Genomic DNA, 17423 nt, shown 5'->3' on the forward strand with positions numbered 1-17423 from the left:
AGATGCACATCTTGTCATGTGATCAAATGGTTCTGAGAAAAATCAATAACCAGACAACAAGATGTGCGAACTCGATATTTTACACGACTCTCTTTACCAATTCTGCCCTGAATTGCACTTAAAACGACTCAACAGTTTAACGCTGGCTTGCCACGCATTACTTGAATGTAAAACGCTCACTCTTACCGAACTTGGTCGTAACCTGCCAACGAAAGCCAGAACAAAACATAACATCAAACGAATCGACAGATTGTTAGGTAATCGTCACTTGCACAAAGAGCGACTCGCTGTATACCGTTGGCATGCCAGCTTTATCTGTTCAGGTAATTCGATGCCCATTGTTCTTGTTGACTGGTCTGATATTCGTGAGCAAAAACGGCTTATGGTATTGCGGGCTTCGGTGGCACTACATGGTCGTTCTATTACTCTTTATGAGAAAGCCTTTCCGCTTTCAGAGCAATGTTCAAAGAAGGCTCATGACCAATTTCTAGCCGACCTTGCAAGCATTCTACCGAGTAACACTACACCGCTCATTGTCAGTGATGCTGGCTTTAAAGTGCCATGGTATAAATCCGTTGAAAAGCTAGGTTGGTACTGGTTAAGTCGAGTCAGAGGGAAAGTGCAATATGCAGATTTAGGTGCGGAAAACTGGCAACCTATCAGCAACTTACATAGCATATCCTCAAGTCGCTCAAAGACTTTAGGCTATAAGAGGTTGACTAAGAGCAACCCAATTTCATGTCAAATTGCACTGTATAAATCACGTCCTAAAGGCCGAAAAAATCAGCGTTCGACACGGACTAATTGTCATCATCCGTCACCTAAAATCTACTCCGCTTCGACAAAAGAACCATGGGTTTTAGCGACTAACTTGCCCGTTGAAATCCGAACACCAAAGCAACTTGTTAGGCTCTACTCGAAGCGTATGCAAATTGAAGAAACCTTCCGAGACTTGAAAAGCCCAGCCTACGGTTTAGGCCTCCGTCATAGCCGAACTAGCAGCTCAGAGCGCTTTGATATCATGCTGCTAATCGCCCTAATGCTTCAACTGACATTTTGGCTTGCTGGAGTTCATGGTCAGAAACAAGGTTGGGATAAGCACTTCCAAGCTAACACTGTCAAAAATCGAAATGTACTCTCAACAGTGCGCTTAGGGATGGAAGTTTTGCGGCATTCTGGCTACACAATAACGAGGGAAGACTTGCTCGCGGCTGCAACCCTGCTTGCTCAAAATCTATTCAAACATGGTTGTGCTTTGGGGAAATTATGAGGGGATCCCTCAGTGCTTTGCCCCAATCAGGGTGCATTACGTCTTGTTCACCTTGCGGCGCTATGGTCAACATGTTGTCGTTGAGGATATCATCGGGTAACGAACCACACCCCGGTAGGGCCAACAACATGCTTAAGGCTATTAATGCTCTCATCTGACTACCATCTAAATCGATTGCTTACAGACGTTATATCGCCCTATTAGTCGATTTCTTTAGATCGATTAAACAAAAAGTTATTTGCTTGCTCATTTTTATCGCAAACACTCACGTTTCTCGTTCATAACTACAAACATATGACGATAAGTTGTTAGAAATTGCTACTCTGAAGTTATAACCGTTTGTTAAATCCTGACTTAACGGTAAAATCAAACCACTTTAAATGCGCCTTTGCCGCGCACGTAACGAGAAACTTTTATGAAAAAAATGATCACACTATTTTTGCTAGGTGCTTCGGCTTTATTAGCGGGTTGTTCTGACAACACCGTACCAGTTGAAGGTGAGCAATATTCAAAACTGCCCGCGAACCTATCTACCTTCCGTATTCCGCAAGTAACAGAAGTGTTTTCGTTGAACTGTGGTCACTGCGGCAAAATGGAAGCGGAAATTCCTAAACTGGAAAGTTTGATCGATCAAAGCATTGGTAAGATCCACGTGACCTTTAACGAAAGTGCACAAATTGGCGCGATGATTTACTACGCAGCAGAAATGCAACTTGGCCATAAACCTGATCACCAAATGATGCTTGAGCTTTTTTCTGCTGTACAAATGGGTGACGGTTCGACCATTGCACAACGTAAAGCGGCCATCGATAACGCATTTCAAAGCCGTAACCTGATCTCGCCATACAACCTAAACGAAGAACAGCAGGCTCAGCTATTCCAAGCAATACAACTGGCAGATGACATTACTACGCAAGGTCAGATCAGCTCAGTACCAACTTTCATTGTTAACGGTAAATACCAAGTGATTACTTCTGGTCACCAGAATGTCGATAGTATTGCTGACACCATTAACTACCTAATCAAAAAATAAATTAACGGAAAGGATTCATGTCTAAATTTGTATTTCCAATCATCATTTTTGTGCTTGCCGGTTTTTTCATTTACCGTACTTGGACTAACCACAAAGCAGCTGATGAAAACTTCCAACTTGGCCAAGCTTTCTTGCTAGAAAATGGGACTAAAGAAGGTGTGGTTACCACCGAAAGTGGTCTTCAGTATGAAGTTCTGACTAAAGGTGAAGGAAGCGTTTATCCAACAACGGCAAATCGCGTTAAAGTTCATTACCACGGTACGCTCATTGACGGTACAGTCTTTGATAGTTCGGTTGAGCGTGGAGAGCCAATTACATTTGGTCTTGGCCAAGTCATTAAAGGCTGGCAGGAAGGTTTAACTTACATGGTAGAAGGCGACAAGTTCCGTCTCTACATTCCAAGCACACTGGCTTATGGAAAAGGCGGTACAGGCCCTATTCCACCTGCAGCGACGCTTATTTTTGATGTAGAGCTTATTGAAATTCAATAACGCTAACTCAGAAATTTATAAAAAAACCGCTCATTGAGCGGTTTTTTGTTTTTCCCCGTAATTGGGATATGAAAAACAGGTTACTTATGCTTGTCTTGAATATACTTCTTACTCACATCGACTAAAGCCACATCTTTAAAGAAGCTTCGCCCCAGCAATACTGGAAAAGTAAGATGCGTTCTATCCGCTAGGGTAAACTCTGTTTTCTCTTTCAAATCACCAATCTGAATCCACGCTTGAACCACTGCCCTACGCTGAGTGCCATCGGCACTCGATTGACGGATCTTAACCCATCGATCAACCGGAAGAGCGATTTCTTTGCTCTTGATGCCATCGTGTTCAATTTTAAATTTAACCCAATCATTACCATCACGTTCAAATGATACGATGTCAACGGCACTGATTGATGATGTGGTCGCGCCAGTATCAATACGCGCTTTAAACGACTGCTCTAAACCGGGAATATACACCCACTCTTTTTCACCTAAAATCAAACGGCCATCAGCGGTTTGTTGCGCCTCTATGACTGGTGGTTTGGGCTTTTCGACAGGCTTGGTTTCAGGCTTCGGCTTGACTTCCGGCTGTTGAGTGACTTTATCATCAGGCGTCACCGCGGGCTTAGTTTCTGGTGAGGTTTCCGGTTGTTCAACTTTTGGCGGTGTTTGAGGTTTGCTGTCCTTGTCGACGGCTTGCTCATTTGTATTCGCACAAGCAACTAAGCCACCGCACAATAATAATGGAACTAACGCCTTCCACGATTTTTTCATTCATTCCCCCAAATTTCATTTATTTCTTGAAGACTCCAAAGAGTCTTTTTACAACCATCTTAAGAGACTTTAATTATTGCTTCGGCCACACATGGGATGTCTTTTTCAGTTAGACCAGCAATATTAATACGCCCGTCCCCCACACCATAAATGCCATATTCTTCACGCAGTTGCGACATTTGACTTTGGCTAAAGCCTAGCACAGTAAACATCCCTTTGTGAGATTCGATGAAATCAAATTGTGAAGTATTGTGGGCATTTCGCAACTCATCACATAAACTTTTGCGTAGGCTTAACAAACGCTGTTGCATTTCACTTAACTCTTGCTTCCAAACCTCAGTTAACTCTTGATTTTGAAGAATAGTTTTCACTAATGCTGCACCATGATCAGGTGGCATGGTATAAGTTGAACGCGCCAATGTTAGGAGTTTTCCTTTGGCATTGTTCGCATCAACCGTTGATTGACCAAGTACAATGGCTGCGCCGGTGCGCTCACGGTATAAACCAAAATTTTTCGAACATGACGTCGTGATCAGCATTTCATCAACGTTGTCGGCCATGTAGCGCAAACCTTTGGCGTCCGCATCAAGCCCATCACCAAACCCTTGATATGCAACATCAACGAAAGGTGTGAAACCATTTTTCTGCGCAAGAGCCGTGATTTGCTGCCATGCATCAAAATCGATATCCGCACCCGTCGGGTTATGGCAGCAGCCATGCAAAAGCACCACATCATTTTGACCTGCTTTCGCTAAGTCTTCCAACATCATTCCTTTGTCGACTTGTTTGGTTTGTGGGCTGAAATAGCGGTAGTAGTTTACTTTTAATCCGGCCGCTTCCATGACGGGTTTGTGGTTAACGTAACTTGGATTAGAAATCCACACAGTGGTATTAGGCTGAGCAACCTTTATTAAGTCGCCCAGCATACGCAGCGCACCGCTCGCACCCGGTGTTTGTACCGCACTCACTCGATCTAATACTGACGTGCCACCCAAAACCAGATTGACCATGGATTGGTTGAACTCTTCACAGCCCGCAAGACCAACATAAGACTTTGTCTGTTGCGTGGCGACCACGATATCTTGAGCTTGAGAAATTGCGCGCATGATCGGTGTTTCACCTGCGCTGTTTTTATACACCCCAATACCGAGATCCACTTTTTCACTGCGTGGATCATTTTTATAAGCAACGGAGAGCGAAAGAATGGGATCTAATTGAGGTGTCGGTAAATGAGTAAACATGAAAGTCACAACCCTTTGAAATTCAACGTTAGTAATATGAGTTTCAAGTTATCACTACTTTTTTTAAATTACGACTACTAAACCAAGCTCCAACTAAAATTTTTCCTCGATGTTGATTGGTATTAGAAGCAGCCCAAGTTAATCACGCGCACAAAAAAGCGGGGCACTACCCCGCTTCGTCATTCTATATCTTCTCGTATCACGAGAGTTCGTCGCTCATCGGATGCTTCATCCATACATTGGGTTCACGATAGATACCGCAATCATTCGCTTTATCGATTTCAAGTGTCGATAATGCTCCGGGCACAATGTACTGACCTGAATGTGGGAAAATCATATCGGTCCATTGCGACCACTGGGCAATCGAACCTTTAACGGTCAACGTACAGTTGGCGATATGAATCGCTTTCGCTCCCAGTTTTTGGTGAACACGCAACCAAGGATCGTAATAGAGACCATCATCACGTAACCAACTAGCATAACTTTGGATCGATTGAATTGGGTATTTGGATTTATAAGTTGGGCGTACAGGAACCACTAAAGAGGTTAAACCTAGACGTTTTGCGAGCGCTTTCATTTCTAACAAGATGCTCGCGCTTAGTCCTTCCCCCTGAACACTGGGATCAACTAAAGCGGCAATCGGGACCAACGTATTCGCTGGTAACTTGGAATTCTGTATAGCTAAACCACGTTCAAGAACATCATCGATCGTTTCAGGTAAGCTCGTTACGCCGCCCCCCCACTTGATTGGGATCGTAAAACCCGCCCCAATAACTTGATCACTGGAAAGTAAAATTAACACGGTTTCACTAAAGGCCTCATACAGATGATGCCAATTGTCTGCATCACCGTGCTGTAAAAATACGGGCCATGAACGATTGTCTAGGTTCGCTACTTGGTCAATTAAATCCGGTCTTTCACTTAGCGTCGTTACTTCATAATCCATACAGCTCAATTCCATCTAATGACGAAAATTACTGCATCAACACGTTGATGACAGGTTCACGTCTTAACTCAATGCCAGTTAAAACTAGCACGCGTAAATGACTGATGAAATTGAATTTTCTAATAAATGCGACATTGCTAGATACAAAAAAGGCAGCGAATTCGCTGCCTTTTCTAAATTTTGAACCGATGTATCACTTGGTTTGAGCTGCCTCGCCATTCCAAGTTAAGATCTTTCTTCTCTTGCACGAACTTTCCATCCACCAGTACATCAAGAAGATCGACCACTGCTCGTTGCTCATCACTCAATTCCGCAAGCGTATAACCACTCCAAAGCCAGATGTCTTTCCCTGGACATTCGTTGCGTACACGTTTTACCAGTTTTAGTACCGAAGCTACATTAGCCGGATGAAGCGGATCACCTCCTGAAAGAGACAAACCTTTGCGCTTGATGCGCGTGTCATTCAAATCGGCAATGACTTGGTCTTCTAGCGCTTGGGTGAACTCATGACCACTATCAAGTCGCAATGTTGACTGGTTATAACACCCTTTGCATTGATGAACACAGCCCGAAACGAATAAAGTACAACGAGTGCCTGGACCGTTAATGACATCGATTGGATAGTATTGGTGATAATTCATAGTTCTTCTGCAAAAAAAACAGCTCGCCTAAACGAGCTGGTTACTATTCAGTGTGTTAGCAACGATTAAAGGTGCTTAACGCGACGTTTAACTTCTTCTTGTTTACCAAAGTTAAACGGGCGAGCATCTGGGCTACCAAGATAGCCACACACACGGCGGGTTACTGACACTTTGCTAGAGTCGTGGTTGCCGCAGCTCGGACAAGTAAAACCTTTACTCGTACACTCAAATTCACCGGTATAGCCACACTCATAACACTCATCGATTGGTGTATTGGTACCGTAATACGGTACGCGGCTATAACTGTAATCCCACACGTTTTCTAACGCTTCAATATTGCGTTGCATGTTCGGGAATTCACCATAACAGATGAAGCCACCCGTTGAGATATGCGGATAAGGCATTTCAAAATCGATCTTATCGTATGGGTTTACTTTCTTTTCTACATCTAAGTGGAAACTGTTTGTGTAATAACCTTTGTTCGTTACACCTTCTACCACACCAAATTCTTTGGTGTCGATACGGCAGAAACGACTACACAAGTTTTCACTCGGTGTACCGTATAGGCTAAATGCATAACCCGTTTCTTCCGCCCACTGCTCAACGTTTTTCTTCAAGTAACTCACAAGATCCAACGCTTTTTGGCGCAATTCTTCACTGTCGTAAACGTGAGTCTCTGTACCAAATAGTGCATTAACCGTTTCATGGATACCGATGTAGCCAAGCGAGATAGATGCACGACCGTTTTTAAAGATATCGGCAATTGAATCATCCGCTTTTAAACGAACACCACATGCTCCTTCCATATACAGGATTGGCGCAACACGAGCTTTGACGTTTTCCAAACGAGAAATACGCGTCTCAAGTGCGCGACGAGCGATATCTAATTTCTCATCAAGTAGTTTGTAGAACGCTTTTTCATCACCGTTTGAACGCAATGCGATACGTGGCAAGTTCAAGCTCACAACACCAAGGTTATTACGACCTTCATGAATCAGCTCGCCATTTTCTTCATATGGGTTTAAGAAGCTACGGCAACCCATTGGGGTTTTGAATGAGCCGGTCACTTCGACAATTTTGTCGTAGTTAAGGATATCTGGGTACATGCGTTTTGAAGCACACTCAAGCGCAAGCTGTTTGATATCGTAGCTTGGATCTTCAGCTTTATGGTTTAGGCCATCTTTGATTGCAAAAACCAATTTAGGGAATACCGCTGTTTTGCTGTTTTTGCCCAAACCTGCGATACGGTTCTTCAGAATCGATTGTTGGATCAGGCGTGATTCCCAGCTAGTGCCTAGACCAAAACCAAACGTTACAAACGGGGTTTGGCCATTGGCGGTATGTAGTGTGTTTACTTCATACTCCAATGATTGAAATGCGTCATAACATTCTTTTTCGGTACGTGAAATAGCAAACGCTTCCGGCGTGTGAATATCCCACTCTTTCGCTGTTAGTAGGTGTTTTTCGTAGCTGGCCGAGACATAAGGAGCCAATACTTCATCGATGCGGTTGATCGTGGTGCCACCGTAAATATGGCTCGCCACTTGCGCGATGATCTGCGCTGTCACTGCAGTCGCCGTTGAAATTGATTTTGGCGTATCAATCTCAGCATTACCCATTTTAAAACCATGCGTTAACATGCCCTTAAGATCGATAAGCATACAGTTGAACATTGGGAAAAACGGTGCGTAATCGAGATCGTGGTAGTGGATATCGCCTTCTTCATGCGCTTGTACAATATCGCGAGGCAAAATGTGGGTCTTTGCGTAGTGCTTCGCCACAATACCAGCAAGTAAATCACGTTGCGTTGGGATCACTTTACCATCTTTATTAGCGTTCTCGTTGATGAGATCAACGTTGCTTTCTTCGATTAAGCCTTCGATTTCACGCGTTAATGTGCTTTGCTTTTCACGTGCGATATCGCGGTCGTGGCGATATTCGATGTATGAACGAGCAAGAGACTTGAATGGTCCTTGCATCAATTCGTTTTCAACTAGGGTTTGGATTTCAGTGATATGAACTTCATCGTGATCTTTTAGCTGTAGCTCAACCGCTAATGCTACATTTAAAGCATGAATGGCGATTTCGTTGTCTACTTGATCAGCTGCAGCTTCCACTGCTGCTTGGATACGATCTCGGCTAAATGGCGCTCTTGAGCCATCGCGCTTGATTACGATTGGTTTCACTTTATCTCCTTACCCAGCATACTCACAGAGTTATCCACAAATACACTATATAGGGCTAATTATTGTTCGGCTGACACTATATGTTGTGCCGTATTAAACTCAAACCACGAGTCAAAAGTATTGATTTAGATCAATAAATATAAGTTAGAGAGCAATAACAAATCGATCTTAATGGCATAGATCTCAGATACAAAGAAAAGCGTGAAAATTGCATTTTTTTCGCTTTTAAACTTGATTTTTTGCGAGGGCTTGTCGGATATGGCTTGGCTAAAATTTTATGAGAAATTTTTAATGAATTGTGCTGTGAAATGTCACATTTTGCTATATGTAGTGGTTTTATACGCACAACCAACACTAGCGCAACAAGAGATTAAAATTTCGACATGGAACATGGAGTGGCTAGATATCAAGGGAAATAAGCGTTTCAAACCATCATTGCGATCAAACGCTGATTTTAGCAAAATTTCTTACTATTTCCGTCAGATCGACACTCCAATCCTTGCGTTTCAAGAGGTTTCGAATAAAGCAGCAATCCAGCGCGTCGTGGGAGAGAACTATACGATCTATTTGTCGGATCGAAGCGATGCTAAGAACCAGCACTTACAGTTTAACGATATCAACCAATACACTGGATTTGCGGTAAAGAATGGACTTTCGGTTTCCGATCCGAATGACTTTTCTCTGTTGGGTGACAAGCGTCGAGATAAGCTTAGATTCGCCAGTTACATCGTTCTACACGATCGCTTCAAGCAACCCGTTCATCTGCTAAGTCTTCATCTAAAAGCACGGTGCAGCGGTCAGTATAAGTCAAACGACAACTGCAAGACGCTGAAACAACAGGGCGTAGAGTTAAACCGTTGGATTCTGCAACGTGAACAAAGAAAGCAGCCCTATATTATCAGTGGCGATTTCAACCATAATCTCGCCTACCCTAACGATTGGTTATGGAAAGAGATAGCTCGGTATTCCCAAGCACACCTTTCTACGCGCAACGTCAATGCAGATTGTATTGTTCGCAGTCGCAACAAGCCGAGTCGTACCCATCAATTCCGCTCGCTTATCGATCACATCGTGGTTAGCCACCACTTTGTCATTGATAGTGCTAAGCAGGATTTATTTGCTCGCGATGACATTTTGCGCTATCAACTTAGCGATCATTGCCCATTATCAATAACATTGAGCGCAGTGAATAGTCACTAGGCTATTCACTGCGCTCAGCAGCAAGGGGTTAACCACTATGTGTAGATTTAACGAAATAACGTTTGGCTAACTGAGAACCAACGAACATCGATATCAAAAACAGTGGGATCGCAGCATTGCCGTAGAATAGACTGGCAACAGCAGGCCCAGGACAGATGCCGGCAATCCCCCAGCCAAGACCAAAAATCGCAGCGCCTGTAAGCAGTTTCCAATCAATATCTTTATTGACAGGTAAACAGTATAAGTCACCACTTAAACTTTCTTTTCGTGGTTTGATCAACAGAAAGTAACTCGGTAAAAACACCAAGAGAGCTCCACCCATAACAAAAGCTAAGCTTGGATCCCACTGACCAGTAATATCAAGGAATGCAATCACTTTTGCCGGGTCAATCATGCCAGACAATGCCATACCCAAACCAAAGAGTAAGCCACTTAACAATGGAGCGGTCATCGCAACTGATCTATTCATCATTACCTCATCACAATACATGCAGACGAACATAGACCGTCAAAGCCGCAACGATCATAAAAACGCTAGTAGCAACAATCGAACGCTTCGATAAACGGCCAATTCCACAAATACCGTGACCGCTGGTGCAACCATTTCCGACGAAGGTCCCAATACCAACCAACAAGCCCGCGATGGCATAAAGCCATAGTCCGGTATTTGCTAATGCGGGTCTAGCGACACCAAGCCAGTTCAGCGCAACAACTCCACCAATCATCATGCCGGCTAAGAAGAGGATACGCCATGCACGCTCTCCTGCATTTGGACTCACAACACCATTGAGAATGCCGCTAATACCCGCGACTTTGCCATTAATTAACAACAGCAACACTGCAGATATACCCAATAGCATGCCTCCGAATAACGATAACCAAGGTACTTCGTACATCACAGTCAATCCTTTGCTTAATTTTTAAACTAATACATTAGATAATACTTATATAAGATGTTAAGTCAAACCAAAATAAGCAATTGCTAATATAAATATACTACGGGGAGAACTGGCGATTTGTCATGTCTTTTCCGTAATGACTACCGTATCGTGACTGAAGCATAATGACCGCTATACAACTCACGTAACATAACTAACGGCACAGATATAAAGCACGATCAGGAAGAACGACAACGATGAACTGAGTGAAAATAAGATTAACACTTCTAATGAAGCGTATTTGACATGAATATAGAAGGCATACAAGACGAACCGAAGATAACGAATCTAACTAAGGCATCATGCTGCGTTTAAGCGTAAGATAAGCGTGAGAAACCAACGCTTTTCCCTCCATACGAACAAATACATCCGGGGCTAATCCAGAGTTATCAATTGGCCCATACTGATACCACACTCGCTTCTGACTAGGGATCAAAACGTGATACCCGTCCTCCACTCCTATCGGATAAGTCACCGCCTCTCCATAATCAAGCGCACCTTTAGTATGAGTGCCCATCACTGTGACGTGAGAGTTTGAACGGGCGGCAATCACGAACTCTTCTGCGGCATTCGCCACTTCATCATCAATTAACAAATAGATGGTGTGTAAATTCGGTAGGATGAGGTCACTGTTTACCGTTGGCCATAAATACTCTATCCATGTATTTGGATATGCGTCCATTTGATTGAGCAGCTTAGTATACATCGCATTGACCTTAGGTAACTGCACGGAGTCTACTTGTTCTAAGCGTTGTTGATAATGTGTTTTGTTAGCGGGTGATGCTAAAACATGCCAGCGCGAAAGGTATTCTTCGGAACCAATTAACGCCAACCATTGACGCATCGCAATAAAACTCTCACCTCGATTACCACGAACATCGATGATCATCCCTTCCGCTGCGTGCAACTGCTGCCGATTTCGGTGGATAAATTCAGATAGGTTCTGCTGGGCGGAATCGTCAAACATCGGTAAACGGACATGTGCGACGTCAGAGGGCAACCAATCAATACTCGCTTGAGCGGCCTGTATTTCTGTCATCGCGATTTTTTTGCCTCGGTGGTGCTCAGCAGATTCAATGGGTAGAATTTCTAAGTGTGGATCAGCAAAAATAGTCAGCCAATTGGACAGTTCAGCAAAACAATCTATCGCCGGGTTATATTGAATTCTTTCTCGTGTTCTTTCCTGTGCTAGCTCGACATCTTGACGAGCGACGTCGGCATAACCTGCATAATTCTCTTCAACTAATCGAGTTAACTCGCGGAACTCATGCAGACATGCAACTTGGGCCGAAATTGTATGACTAAAGGCCAAACTAAGAGTGGATAATAACGTCAAGCCGAATATCTTGCGCATTGGTTCCTCATAACTTTCGTTGATTGGTAAAATACATCGGATAAAGAGCAGCTTGAGTCATGCATCTCATTCAATTGAATACGCTAGTATTCTATAGCTATGCTTTTACTGATTATGCTTTTATTGATTAAACACATAACTCATCAGCACTCTCCGGCCTGATGACTCCACTTATTGTGTTACTTATTGATCTTGTTTTACAAAAATTAACTCGTCTGTATCAAAGCCCAATGCGTGTGCTTTATGACGGAATTGATTCTTTAACTCTTCACTAACCGTTGGCGTTCGAGAGAGCAGCCAAAGATAGTCATAACTTGGGCCTGAAACAAACGCATACTGATAGCCATCTTTATCCAGTTCAAAAATGACGTAAGAGCTATAAAAAGGCCCAAAGAAGGAAACTTGTAAGTAGCCTTGATCATCTTGATTAACAAAAAATGCCTGACCGCTAGCTTCGACCCATTCGCGCTCATCAGGATCATAACCACGATTTCTTACCGATATTCCGCCATTGGGTAGCTTAAGATAGTCTGCTGAAACCTGCTCAAGCCCTTCTTCAAAGGAATGATCAAGACGTGCGATCTCATACCAAGTCCCTAAATAGCGATTGAGATCAAAGTCATCAACCGGCTTAACCGTATCTGGCATACCCAAACATCCATTAAGTAATGACAGACTGACCAGAGCAAGAATCCACTTTATTGATTTTTCACAGTAACTAAATAGCCTAGATGATACTTCATTAAACAAGACCAAGTGAAATAACTCCCTATACCACACTAAGTCGTCATCGTAATTGCGACGATGATGCCGACTAAACGATGAACTAAACAACTAACCGTCCTACACGTATTGGTTACTATCAAGCGTTAAGCAAATGAAAGCCATTGTTAAGTTTGGAATTTGCCGCCCAACAGCGCAAAATGAGAGATGGCTTAAATTATCGTCCACGACTATTGGTTATTTGGTGACTAATTTTGCTTCTAAGTCGATTTATTAAATATCGCTCTTCTCCTTCAAAAGAGAGTTAATTTGAAGTACAAGTTACCGAAAACGAAAGAATTCCAATAAGAAAAGGGGCACGAAGCCCCTTTAAGATCAAACATAGATGTTGACGATCGTTTATCAACAACCGTGCCGATTAGGCCATTTCTTCCTGCTCAATCGGCAACACTTGTTTTACATACTGGCCCGGGGCTTTTTCTATCGCCGGGAATTGTTCATTTCCTTGCGGATAAGGCTCTACCTGTTCGTCAGGATTAAAACCTAATAGCCATTCATGCCAATGATTCCACCAAGAACCTTCATGATGATCGGCATTAGCCAACCACTCTTCTGCGTTCTCATCAAGGCTATCATTCGTCCAGTAACCATACTTGTTTTTGGCCGGATGGTTGACGATTCCTGCAATGTGTCCAGACTCACCAAGAACGAAAGTTTTGTTACCGCCCACATTGAGCGCACCACGGTATGTCCCTTGCCAAAGAGCAATATGATCTTCTTTTGCTGAAATAAAATAGCTTGGGATTTTGATCTTATCCAAATCAATCCACACACCACCAATCTTGACCCCTTTGTCTTGAACCAGCTTGTTTTCAAGATAAAGTTCACGCAACATAAAGTTGTGTGTTGGCGCGGCAACATTGGTGCTATCGCTATTCCAGTACAACAAATCAAAATCTACCGGACTGACCCCTTTTAGATAGTTGTCAACGTAGTAATTCCAGTACAGACTGTTCTCACGAAGTAAGCTGAACGTTACGCTCAATGAACGTCCATCCATATAGCCTTTCGCGTTATTCTGAACTTCAATTGCGTTAATTACCGACTCATTAATGTATGCGCCAACTTCTCCAGGCTGAGCAAAATCAAGTAACGTAGTAAAGAAGCTGGCACTCTTAATACGTTTTTTCATTCGCTTCGCGGCGTAGTAAGCAATGGTCGACGCGAGTACCGTGCCACCAATACAATAACCAGCTGCGTTAATTTGCGATTGCCCCGTAATATCCTCGATCGCTGATACAGCTTTCGCAACCCCTTCTGTTACGTAATCACCAAACTCAACTTTATGTTGTGCTTGCCCTGGGTTACGCCACGAGATCATAAATACACTATGCCCCTGCTCTAAGAGCCAACGAACCATTGAGTTCTTTTCACGGAGATCTAGGATGTAGTATTTATTCACGAAAGGAGGAACGATGAGGAGCGGTGTCGCATGCACTTGTTTAGTCAGTGGACGGTACTGGATTAGCTCAAAAAGATCATTTCGATAAACGACATCCCCTTGAGTGTTGGCTACATCATCACCAAGACGGAAAGCGTTATTGTTGGTCATACGGACCTTCAATATGTCAGCACTCGAGTCTAAGTCATGCTTAAATTGATCCAAGCCAGCAAGCAGATTTTCGCCGTTTTGTTCAATTGTCAGTTTAAGTAGGTCAGGATTGGTCGCGATGAAATTGCTCGGTGACATTGCATTGAGGGCTTGTCTGGAAAAGAACGTTAGACGTTCTTTGGCTTTTTCATCCACGCCTTCGACGCTATCGATGGTTTCTAAATATGTTTTGCTGAACAGTAGATATGACTGTTTAATGAAGTTGAAAACCAACTCATTTTGCCAACTTTCACTACTGAAGCGCTTGTCGCCTTTCTCTGCCGCCACGATAGATTCCGTGTTGCCAGTCAACGCCACACTTTGCCAGATTTCAAGCTGCTGCTTCCACCATTTCGCTTGAATTTCGAGCAAAACCGTCGGTTGATTTGCAGCGTTTTCTAACAATTTTGCCGTGTCTTCGAAGTTAACTTCTTGCATGGCTTTATTAAGCGGCGTATTTGCGGACGCCCTGTTTAGTTCGAGATCTTTCCACCACTGTTGATTGGATTCCTGGAGCTTCACAAGGTAGTCCGAAAAGAAGTGTTGAAACATAATGCAACTCCTATGATCGGAAAAAGCCGCCTTAATCGATAAGGCGGCAAAGTCAGTGGTTATGCTGGAGTCACTGTCTTAAGATTTTCCGAAGTGAGTTGCTCAACATCATCTTTAAACTCTTGAGCAATTGATTGAAGCTTAGTGCTGTCATTAGTCATTTGCTGAGAGAGCTTAGATAATACATTAAGCTGCTGGCTATTGAATGCCGTTAGAGACGTCACATCTCTTACTTCACCCGCTGCTTTCATCTGCGTTAGGCCCATTTCGCTGTAAGTGCGAATAGCATTCAGTTGAAGCTCCGTAAGAACTTCCACATTCTTAGTGACAAGCTTATTGAATTTTACGTACGGCTCTAGGGTTTTTTCAGTTTGATCGCTAAAGTTTTTGAAAAAGTCTGTATACATGACTAACACTCCTAAGTGATTGATATTAATTCCATTTGATTGATTTAACGATGACAGCGGTACCCATACCTCCGCCAACACATAGAGATGCAACGCCATACTGGCCGTTACTTCGATTTAATTCATGAATCAGTGATACTAAAATTCGATTGCCCGATGCCCCCAAAGGATGACCAAGCGCAATAGCGCCACCATTAGGATTTGCTTTGTCAAGGATGCTGTTGACCGGGACGTTATGTTCTTCGGCAAGGCGATGAATAACCCCCAAAGCTTGCGCAGCAAAGGCTTCGTTCAATTCATAGCAATCAATGTCATCTGTCGCTAACTCTGCCTTGGTAAGAGCTTTTGTGACTGCGGGAACAGGGCCTAAGCCCATAATTTTCGGATCTAAGCCAGCTTGAGCATAGCTCACGACTTCTGCAAGAGGCTTTAGGTTGTGTTGCATAACAGCACTTTCACTCGCAAGAATCACTGCACTCGCACCATCATTAAGACCCGACGCATTGCCTGCTGTAACAGAACCTTCTTTATCAAAAGCAGGTCTGAGTTTTTGTAAACTCTCTAGCGTCGCGTTTGCTTTCGGATATTCATCAGTATCGAATACTAGCGTCTCACGACGAACCTTGACTTCAACCGGTGCGATCTCTGCTTTAAAGTTCCCACCTTCAATCGCTGCAACCGCCTTCATCTGACTGGCCAAGGCATATTGATCTTGCTGCTCACGCGTAATACCGACTTCTTTGGCGACATTTTCTGCCGTCACACCCATATGGTATTGATTAAACACATCCGTGAGGCCATCGTTAATAAGCAAATCCGTCAGAGCCATATTTCCCATCTTATGACCATCTCGGATTTGGCTTGGCACGATGAATGGGATTTGAGACATCACTTCAACTCCAGCGGCGACGATGATGTCACCATCCCCAGAGCGAATATGGCTGATCGCATCCATCACGGTTTTCATGCCACTCCCACACACCATGTTTAGGGTGTATGCAGGTGTCGTTTCAGGAATGCCTGCAAACATAGCGGCTTGGCGACCAACACTCATGCCCTGGCCTGCACCAATAACGTTACCGACGATAACTTCATCGATGAATTCATTATTAATCTGGCTCTGTTCCAGTGCTGCTTTAATCGCTACTGCTGCAAGATTTCCCGCATCGGTGTTTTTTAGCGCCCCACCGAAAGAGCCAATTGCGGTACGTTTTGCCGCAACGATATAGACTTTTTCCATTATCAATACTCCTTGTTATTGCATATGCAAGCCGCCATTTACCGACAAGGTTTCCCCTGTGATATAGGCACCTGCGTCACTAACAAGGAAGCTAACGGCTTGAGCAATCTCCTCAGGCTCAGCCAAACGACTCATTGGGATTTGGTTCTTGATAAACTCCAGCGCCTCAGGCTTCATCATTTCAACCATAGGTGTCATCGTGTAACCAGGTGCGACAACATTAACCGTCACGCCACTACGAGCACCTTCGGCAGCAAGCGCTTTACTGAAACCGATCATGCCGGCCTTCGCTGCACTGTAGTTAGTTTGGCCGAACTGACCTTTGATTCCGTTAACCGAAGAGATATTCACAACACGCCCACCACCCTTTTCACACATTGCGGCAAACAGAGGTTGAGTAACATTGAAAACACTATTTAGGTTAGTCTCGATAACTTCTTTCCAAGCATCCGCGGTCATTTTTTTAAACACGCCATCGCGTGTAATGCCTGCGTTATTGATCACGACGTCAATCGTTCCCTCTTCAGTCAGCAACGTCGCAAGACGGTCGGCACACTCTGCAGTATTGGTCACGTCTAGTTCAAACAGACGTACCTGATCTTCTGTAAAGTGTTTTTCTGCAAACCATTTTTGCGCACATCCCAACTTGCCCGTGTAATAAGTCGCAATTACACGGTAGCCATCAGCGACCAGTTGTGAGGAAATAGCAGATCCAATTCCGCCTTTAGATCCTGTGATCAAAGCGATCTTTTTCATCAATAGACTCCATTCTTAACAGCAAGG

Annotated in this window: 17 protein-coding genes; 4 read left to right on the forward strand and 13 right to left on the reverse strand. The window is 43.6% G+C overall.

The features are described 5' to 3' along the window. Positions 1–61 precede the first annotated feature (61 nt). The 3 genes from RJD38_RS19830 to RJD38_RS19840 all read left to right on the forward strand — a co-directional run bounded on the left by RJD38_RS19830 (position 62) and on the right by RJD38_RS19840 (position 2794). Positions 62–1270: an IS4 family transposase gene (locus RJD38_RS19830; RefSeq protein WP_032073033.1), complete on the forward strand. Its 1209-nt coding sequence runs from the start codon at positions 62–64 to the stop codon at positions 1268–1270. Positions 1271–1685: 415 nt separating this feature from the next. Next, on the forward strand, positions 1686–2303 hold the full coding sequence (locus RJD38_RS19835) for a thiol:disulfide interchange protein DsbA/DsbL (RefSeq protein WP_005599408.1): 618 nt from the start codon (positions 1686–1688) through the stop codon (positions 2301–2303). A gap of 17 nt (positions 2304–2320) precedes the next feature. Further along, positions 2321–2794 (forward strand): FKBP-type peptidyl-prolyl cis-trans isomerase, encoded by a 474-nt coding sequence (locus tag RJD38_RS19840; RefSeq protein ID WP_005599409.1) that lies wholly within the window; start codon positions 2321–2323, stop codon positions 2792–2794. Positions 2795–2874: 80 nt separating this feature from the next. On the opposite strand, the gene RJD38_RS19845 is transcribed toward RJD38_RS19840, so the two are convergent. From RJD38_RS19845 to nrdD, 5 genes are all read right to left on the reverse strand, one after another. After that, complete coding sequence (locus RJD38_RS19845; RefSeq protein ID WP_065546287.1) at positions 2875–3561, reverse strand: RimK/LysX family protein; 687 nt, start codon at positions 3559–3561, stop codon at positions 2875–2877. Between the two features lie 59 nt (positions 3562–3620). After that, positions 3621–4802 (reverse strand): aromatic amino acid transaminase, encoded by a 1182-nt coding sequence (locus RJD38_RS19850; RefSeq protein ID WP_367971475.1) that lies wholly within the window; start codon positions 4800–4802, stop codon positions 3621–3623. A gap of 199 nt (positions 4803–5001) precedes the next feature. After that, the gene (locus RJD38_RS19855) at positions 5002–5748 is read right to left on the reverse strand and encodes a hypothetical protein (protein ID WP_009384395.1); all 747 of its coding nucleotides are present in this window, start codon (positions 5746–5748) and stop codon (positions 5002–5004) included. 173 nt (positions 5749–5921) lie between these two features. After that, positions 5922–6389, reverse strand: coding sequence for an anaerobic ribonucleoside-triphosphate reductase-activating protein (gene nrdG, locus RJD38_RS19860; RefSeq protein WP_065546289.1), 468 nt, complete (start codon positions 6387–6389; stop codon positions 5922–5924). 65 nt (positions 6390–6454) lie between these two features. Continuing rightward, complete coding sequence (gene nrdD, locus RJD38_RS19865) at positions 6455–8575, reverse strand: anaerobic ribonucleoside-triphosphate reductase (protein WP_065546290.1); 2121 nt, start codon at positions 8573–8575, stop codon at positions 6455–6457. Positions 8576–8776: 201 nt separating this feature from the next. Between nrdD and RJD38_RS19870 the strand changes: the two genes are divergently transcribed. Then, positions 8777–9775, forward strand: a complete 999-nt coding sequence (locus RJD38_RS19870) for an endonuclease/exonuclease/phosphatase family protein (RefSeq protein WP_065546291.1) — start codon at positions 8777–8779, stop codon at positions 9773–9775. A 28-nt stretch (positions 9776–9803) separates the two neighbouring features. Here RJD38_RS19870 and RJD38_RS19875 read toward each other — a convergent pair whose 3' ends face one another. The 8 genes from RJD38_RS19875 to RJD38_RS19910 form a co-directional block, all read right to left on the reverse strand. Further along, positions 9804–10244 carry a YeeE/YedE family protein gene (locus RJD38_RS19875; RefSeq protein WP_005599416.1) on the reverse strand — a complete coding sequence of 147 codons (441 nt, stop codon included), beginning with the start codon at positions 10242–10244 and terminating at the stop codon, positions 9804–9806. Between the two features lie 10 nt (positions 10245–10254). After that, complete coding sequence (locus tag RJD38_RS19880; protein WP_005599417.1) at positions 10255–10671, reverse strand: YeeE/YedE family protein; 417 nt, start codon at positions 10669–10671, stop codon at positions 10255–10257. Between the two features lie 334 nt (positions 10672–11005). Continuing rightward, positions 11006–12067, reverse strand: a complete 1062-nt coding sequence (locus RJD38_RS19885; protein ID WP_065546292.1) for a S41 family peptidase — start codon at positions 12065–12067, stop codon at positions 11006–11008. A 183-nt stretch (positions 12068–12250) separates the two neighbouring features. Next, the gene (locus RJD38_RS19890) at positions 12251–12769 is read right to left on the reverse strand and encodes a lipocalin family protein (protein ID WP_174269674.1); all 519 of its coding nucleotides are present in this window, start codon (positions 12767–12769) and stop codon (positions 12251–12253) included. 439 nt (positions 12770–13208) lie between these two features. Next, positions 13209–14993 (reverse strand): class I poly(R)-hydroxyalkanoic acid synthase, encoded by a 1785-nt coding sequence (gene phaC / locus RJD38_RS19895; RefSeq protein WP_005599423.1) that lies wholly within the window; start codon positions 14991–14993, stop codon positions 13209–13211. Between the two features lie 59 nt (positions 14994–15052). Continuing rightward, positions 15053–15400 (reverse strand): phasin family protein, encoded by a 348-nt coding sequence (locus RJD38_RS19900; protein ID WP_005599424.1) that lies wholly within the window; start codon positions 15398–15400, stop codon positions 15053–15055. 25 nt (positions 15401–15425) lie between these two features. Next, positions 15426–16640 (reverse strand): acetyl-CoA C-acetyltransferase, encoded by a 1215-nt coding sequence (locus tag RJD38_RS19905; RefSeq protein WP_065546293.1) that lies wholly within the window; start codon positions 16638–16640, stop codon positions 15426–15428. A 15-nt stretch (positions 16641–16655) separates the two neighbouring features. Then, positions 16656–17396, reverse strand: coding sequence for an SDR family oxidoreductase (locus tag RJD38_RS19910; RefSeq protein WP_005599427.1), 741 nt, complete (start codon positions 17394–17396; stop codon positions 16656–16658). Between the last annotated feature and the right edge of the window lie 27 nt (positions 17397–17423).

The organism is Vibrio scophthalmi (genome assembly GCF_040869025.1).
Taxonomy (GTDB): domain Bacteria; phylum Pseudomonadota; class Gammaproteobacteria; order Enterobacterales; family Vibrionaceae; genus Vibrio; species Vibrio scophthalmi.

Excerpts from the sequence above, each read along its gene's own strand:
- RJD38_RS19845 (WP_065546287.1), bottom strand. The coding sequence starts at position 3,561 with ATGAAAAAATCGTGGAAGGCGTTAGTTCCATTATTATTGTGCGGTGGC.
- RJD38_RS19855 (WP_009384395.1), bottom strand. The coding sequence starts at position 5,748 with ATGGATTATGAAGTAACGACGCTAAGTGAAAGACCGGATTTAATTGAC.
- RJD38_RS19875 (WP_005599416.1), bottom strand. The coding sequence starts at position 10,244 with ATGAATAGATCAGTTGCGATGACCGCTCCATTGTTAAGTGGCTTACTC.
- phaC (WP_005599423.1), bottom strand. The coding sequence starts at position 14,993 with ATGTTTCAACACTTCTTTTCGGACTACCTTGTGAAGCTCCAGGAATCC.
- RJD38_RS19900 (WP_005599424.1), bottom strand. The coding sequence starts at position 15,400 with ATGTATACAGACTTTTTCAAAAACTTTAGCGATCAAACTGAAAAAACC.
- RJD38_RS19835 (WP_005599408.1), top strand. The coding sequence starts at position 1,686 with ATGAAAAAAATGATCACACTATTTTTGCTAGGTGCTTCGGCTTTATTA.
- RJD38_RS19830 (WP_032073033.1), top strand. The coding sequence starts at position 62 with ATGTGCGAACTCGATATTTTACACGACTCTCTTTACCAATTCTGCCCT.
- RJD38_RS19905 (WP_065546293.1), bottom strand. The coding sequence starts at position 16,640 with ATGGAAAAAGTCTATATCGTTGCGGCAAAACGTACCGCAATTGGCTCT.
- RJD38_RS19850 (WP_367971475.1), bottom strand. The coding sequence starts at position 4,802 with ATGTTTACTCATTTACCGACACCTCAATTAGATCCCATTCTTTCGCTC.
- RJD38_RS19910 (WP_005599427.1), bottom strand. The coding sequence starts at position 17,396 with ATGAAAAAGATCGCTTTGATCACAGGATCTAAAGGCGGAATTGGATCT.
- RJD38_RS19880 (WP_005599417.1), bottom strand. The coding sequence starts at position 10,671 with ATGTACGAAGTACCTTGGTTATCGTTATTCGGAGGCATGCTATTGGGT.
- nrdG (WP_065546289.1), bottom strand. The coding sequence starts at position 6,389 with ATGAATTATCACCAATACTATCCAATCGATGTCATTAACGGTCCAGGC.
- RJD38_RS19840 (WP_005599409.1), top strand. The coding sequence starts at position 2,321 with ATGTCTAAATTTGTATTTCCAATCATCATTTTTGTGCTTGCCGGTTTT.
- RJD38_RS19885 (WP_065546292.1), bottom strand. The coding sequence starts at position 12,067 with ATGCGCAAGATATTCGGCTTGACGTTATTATCCACTCTTAGTTTGGCC.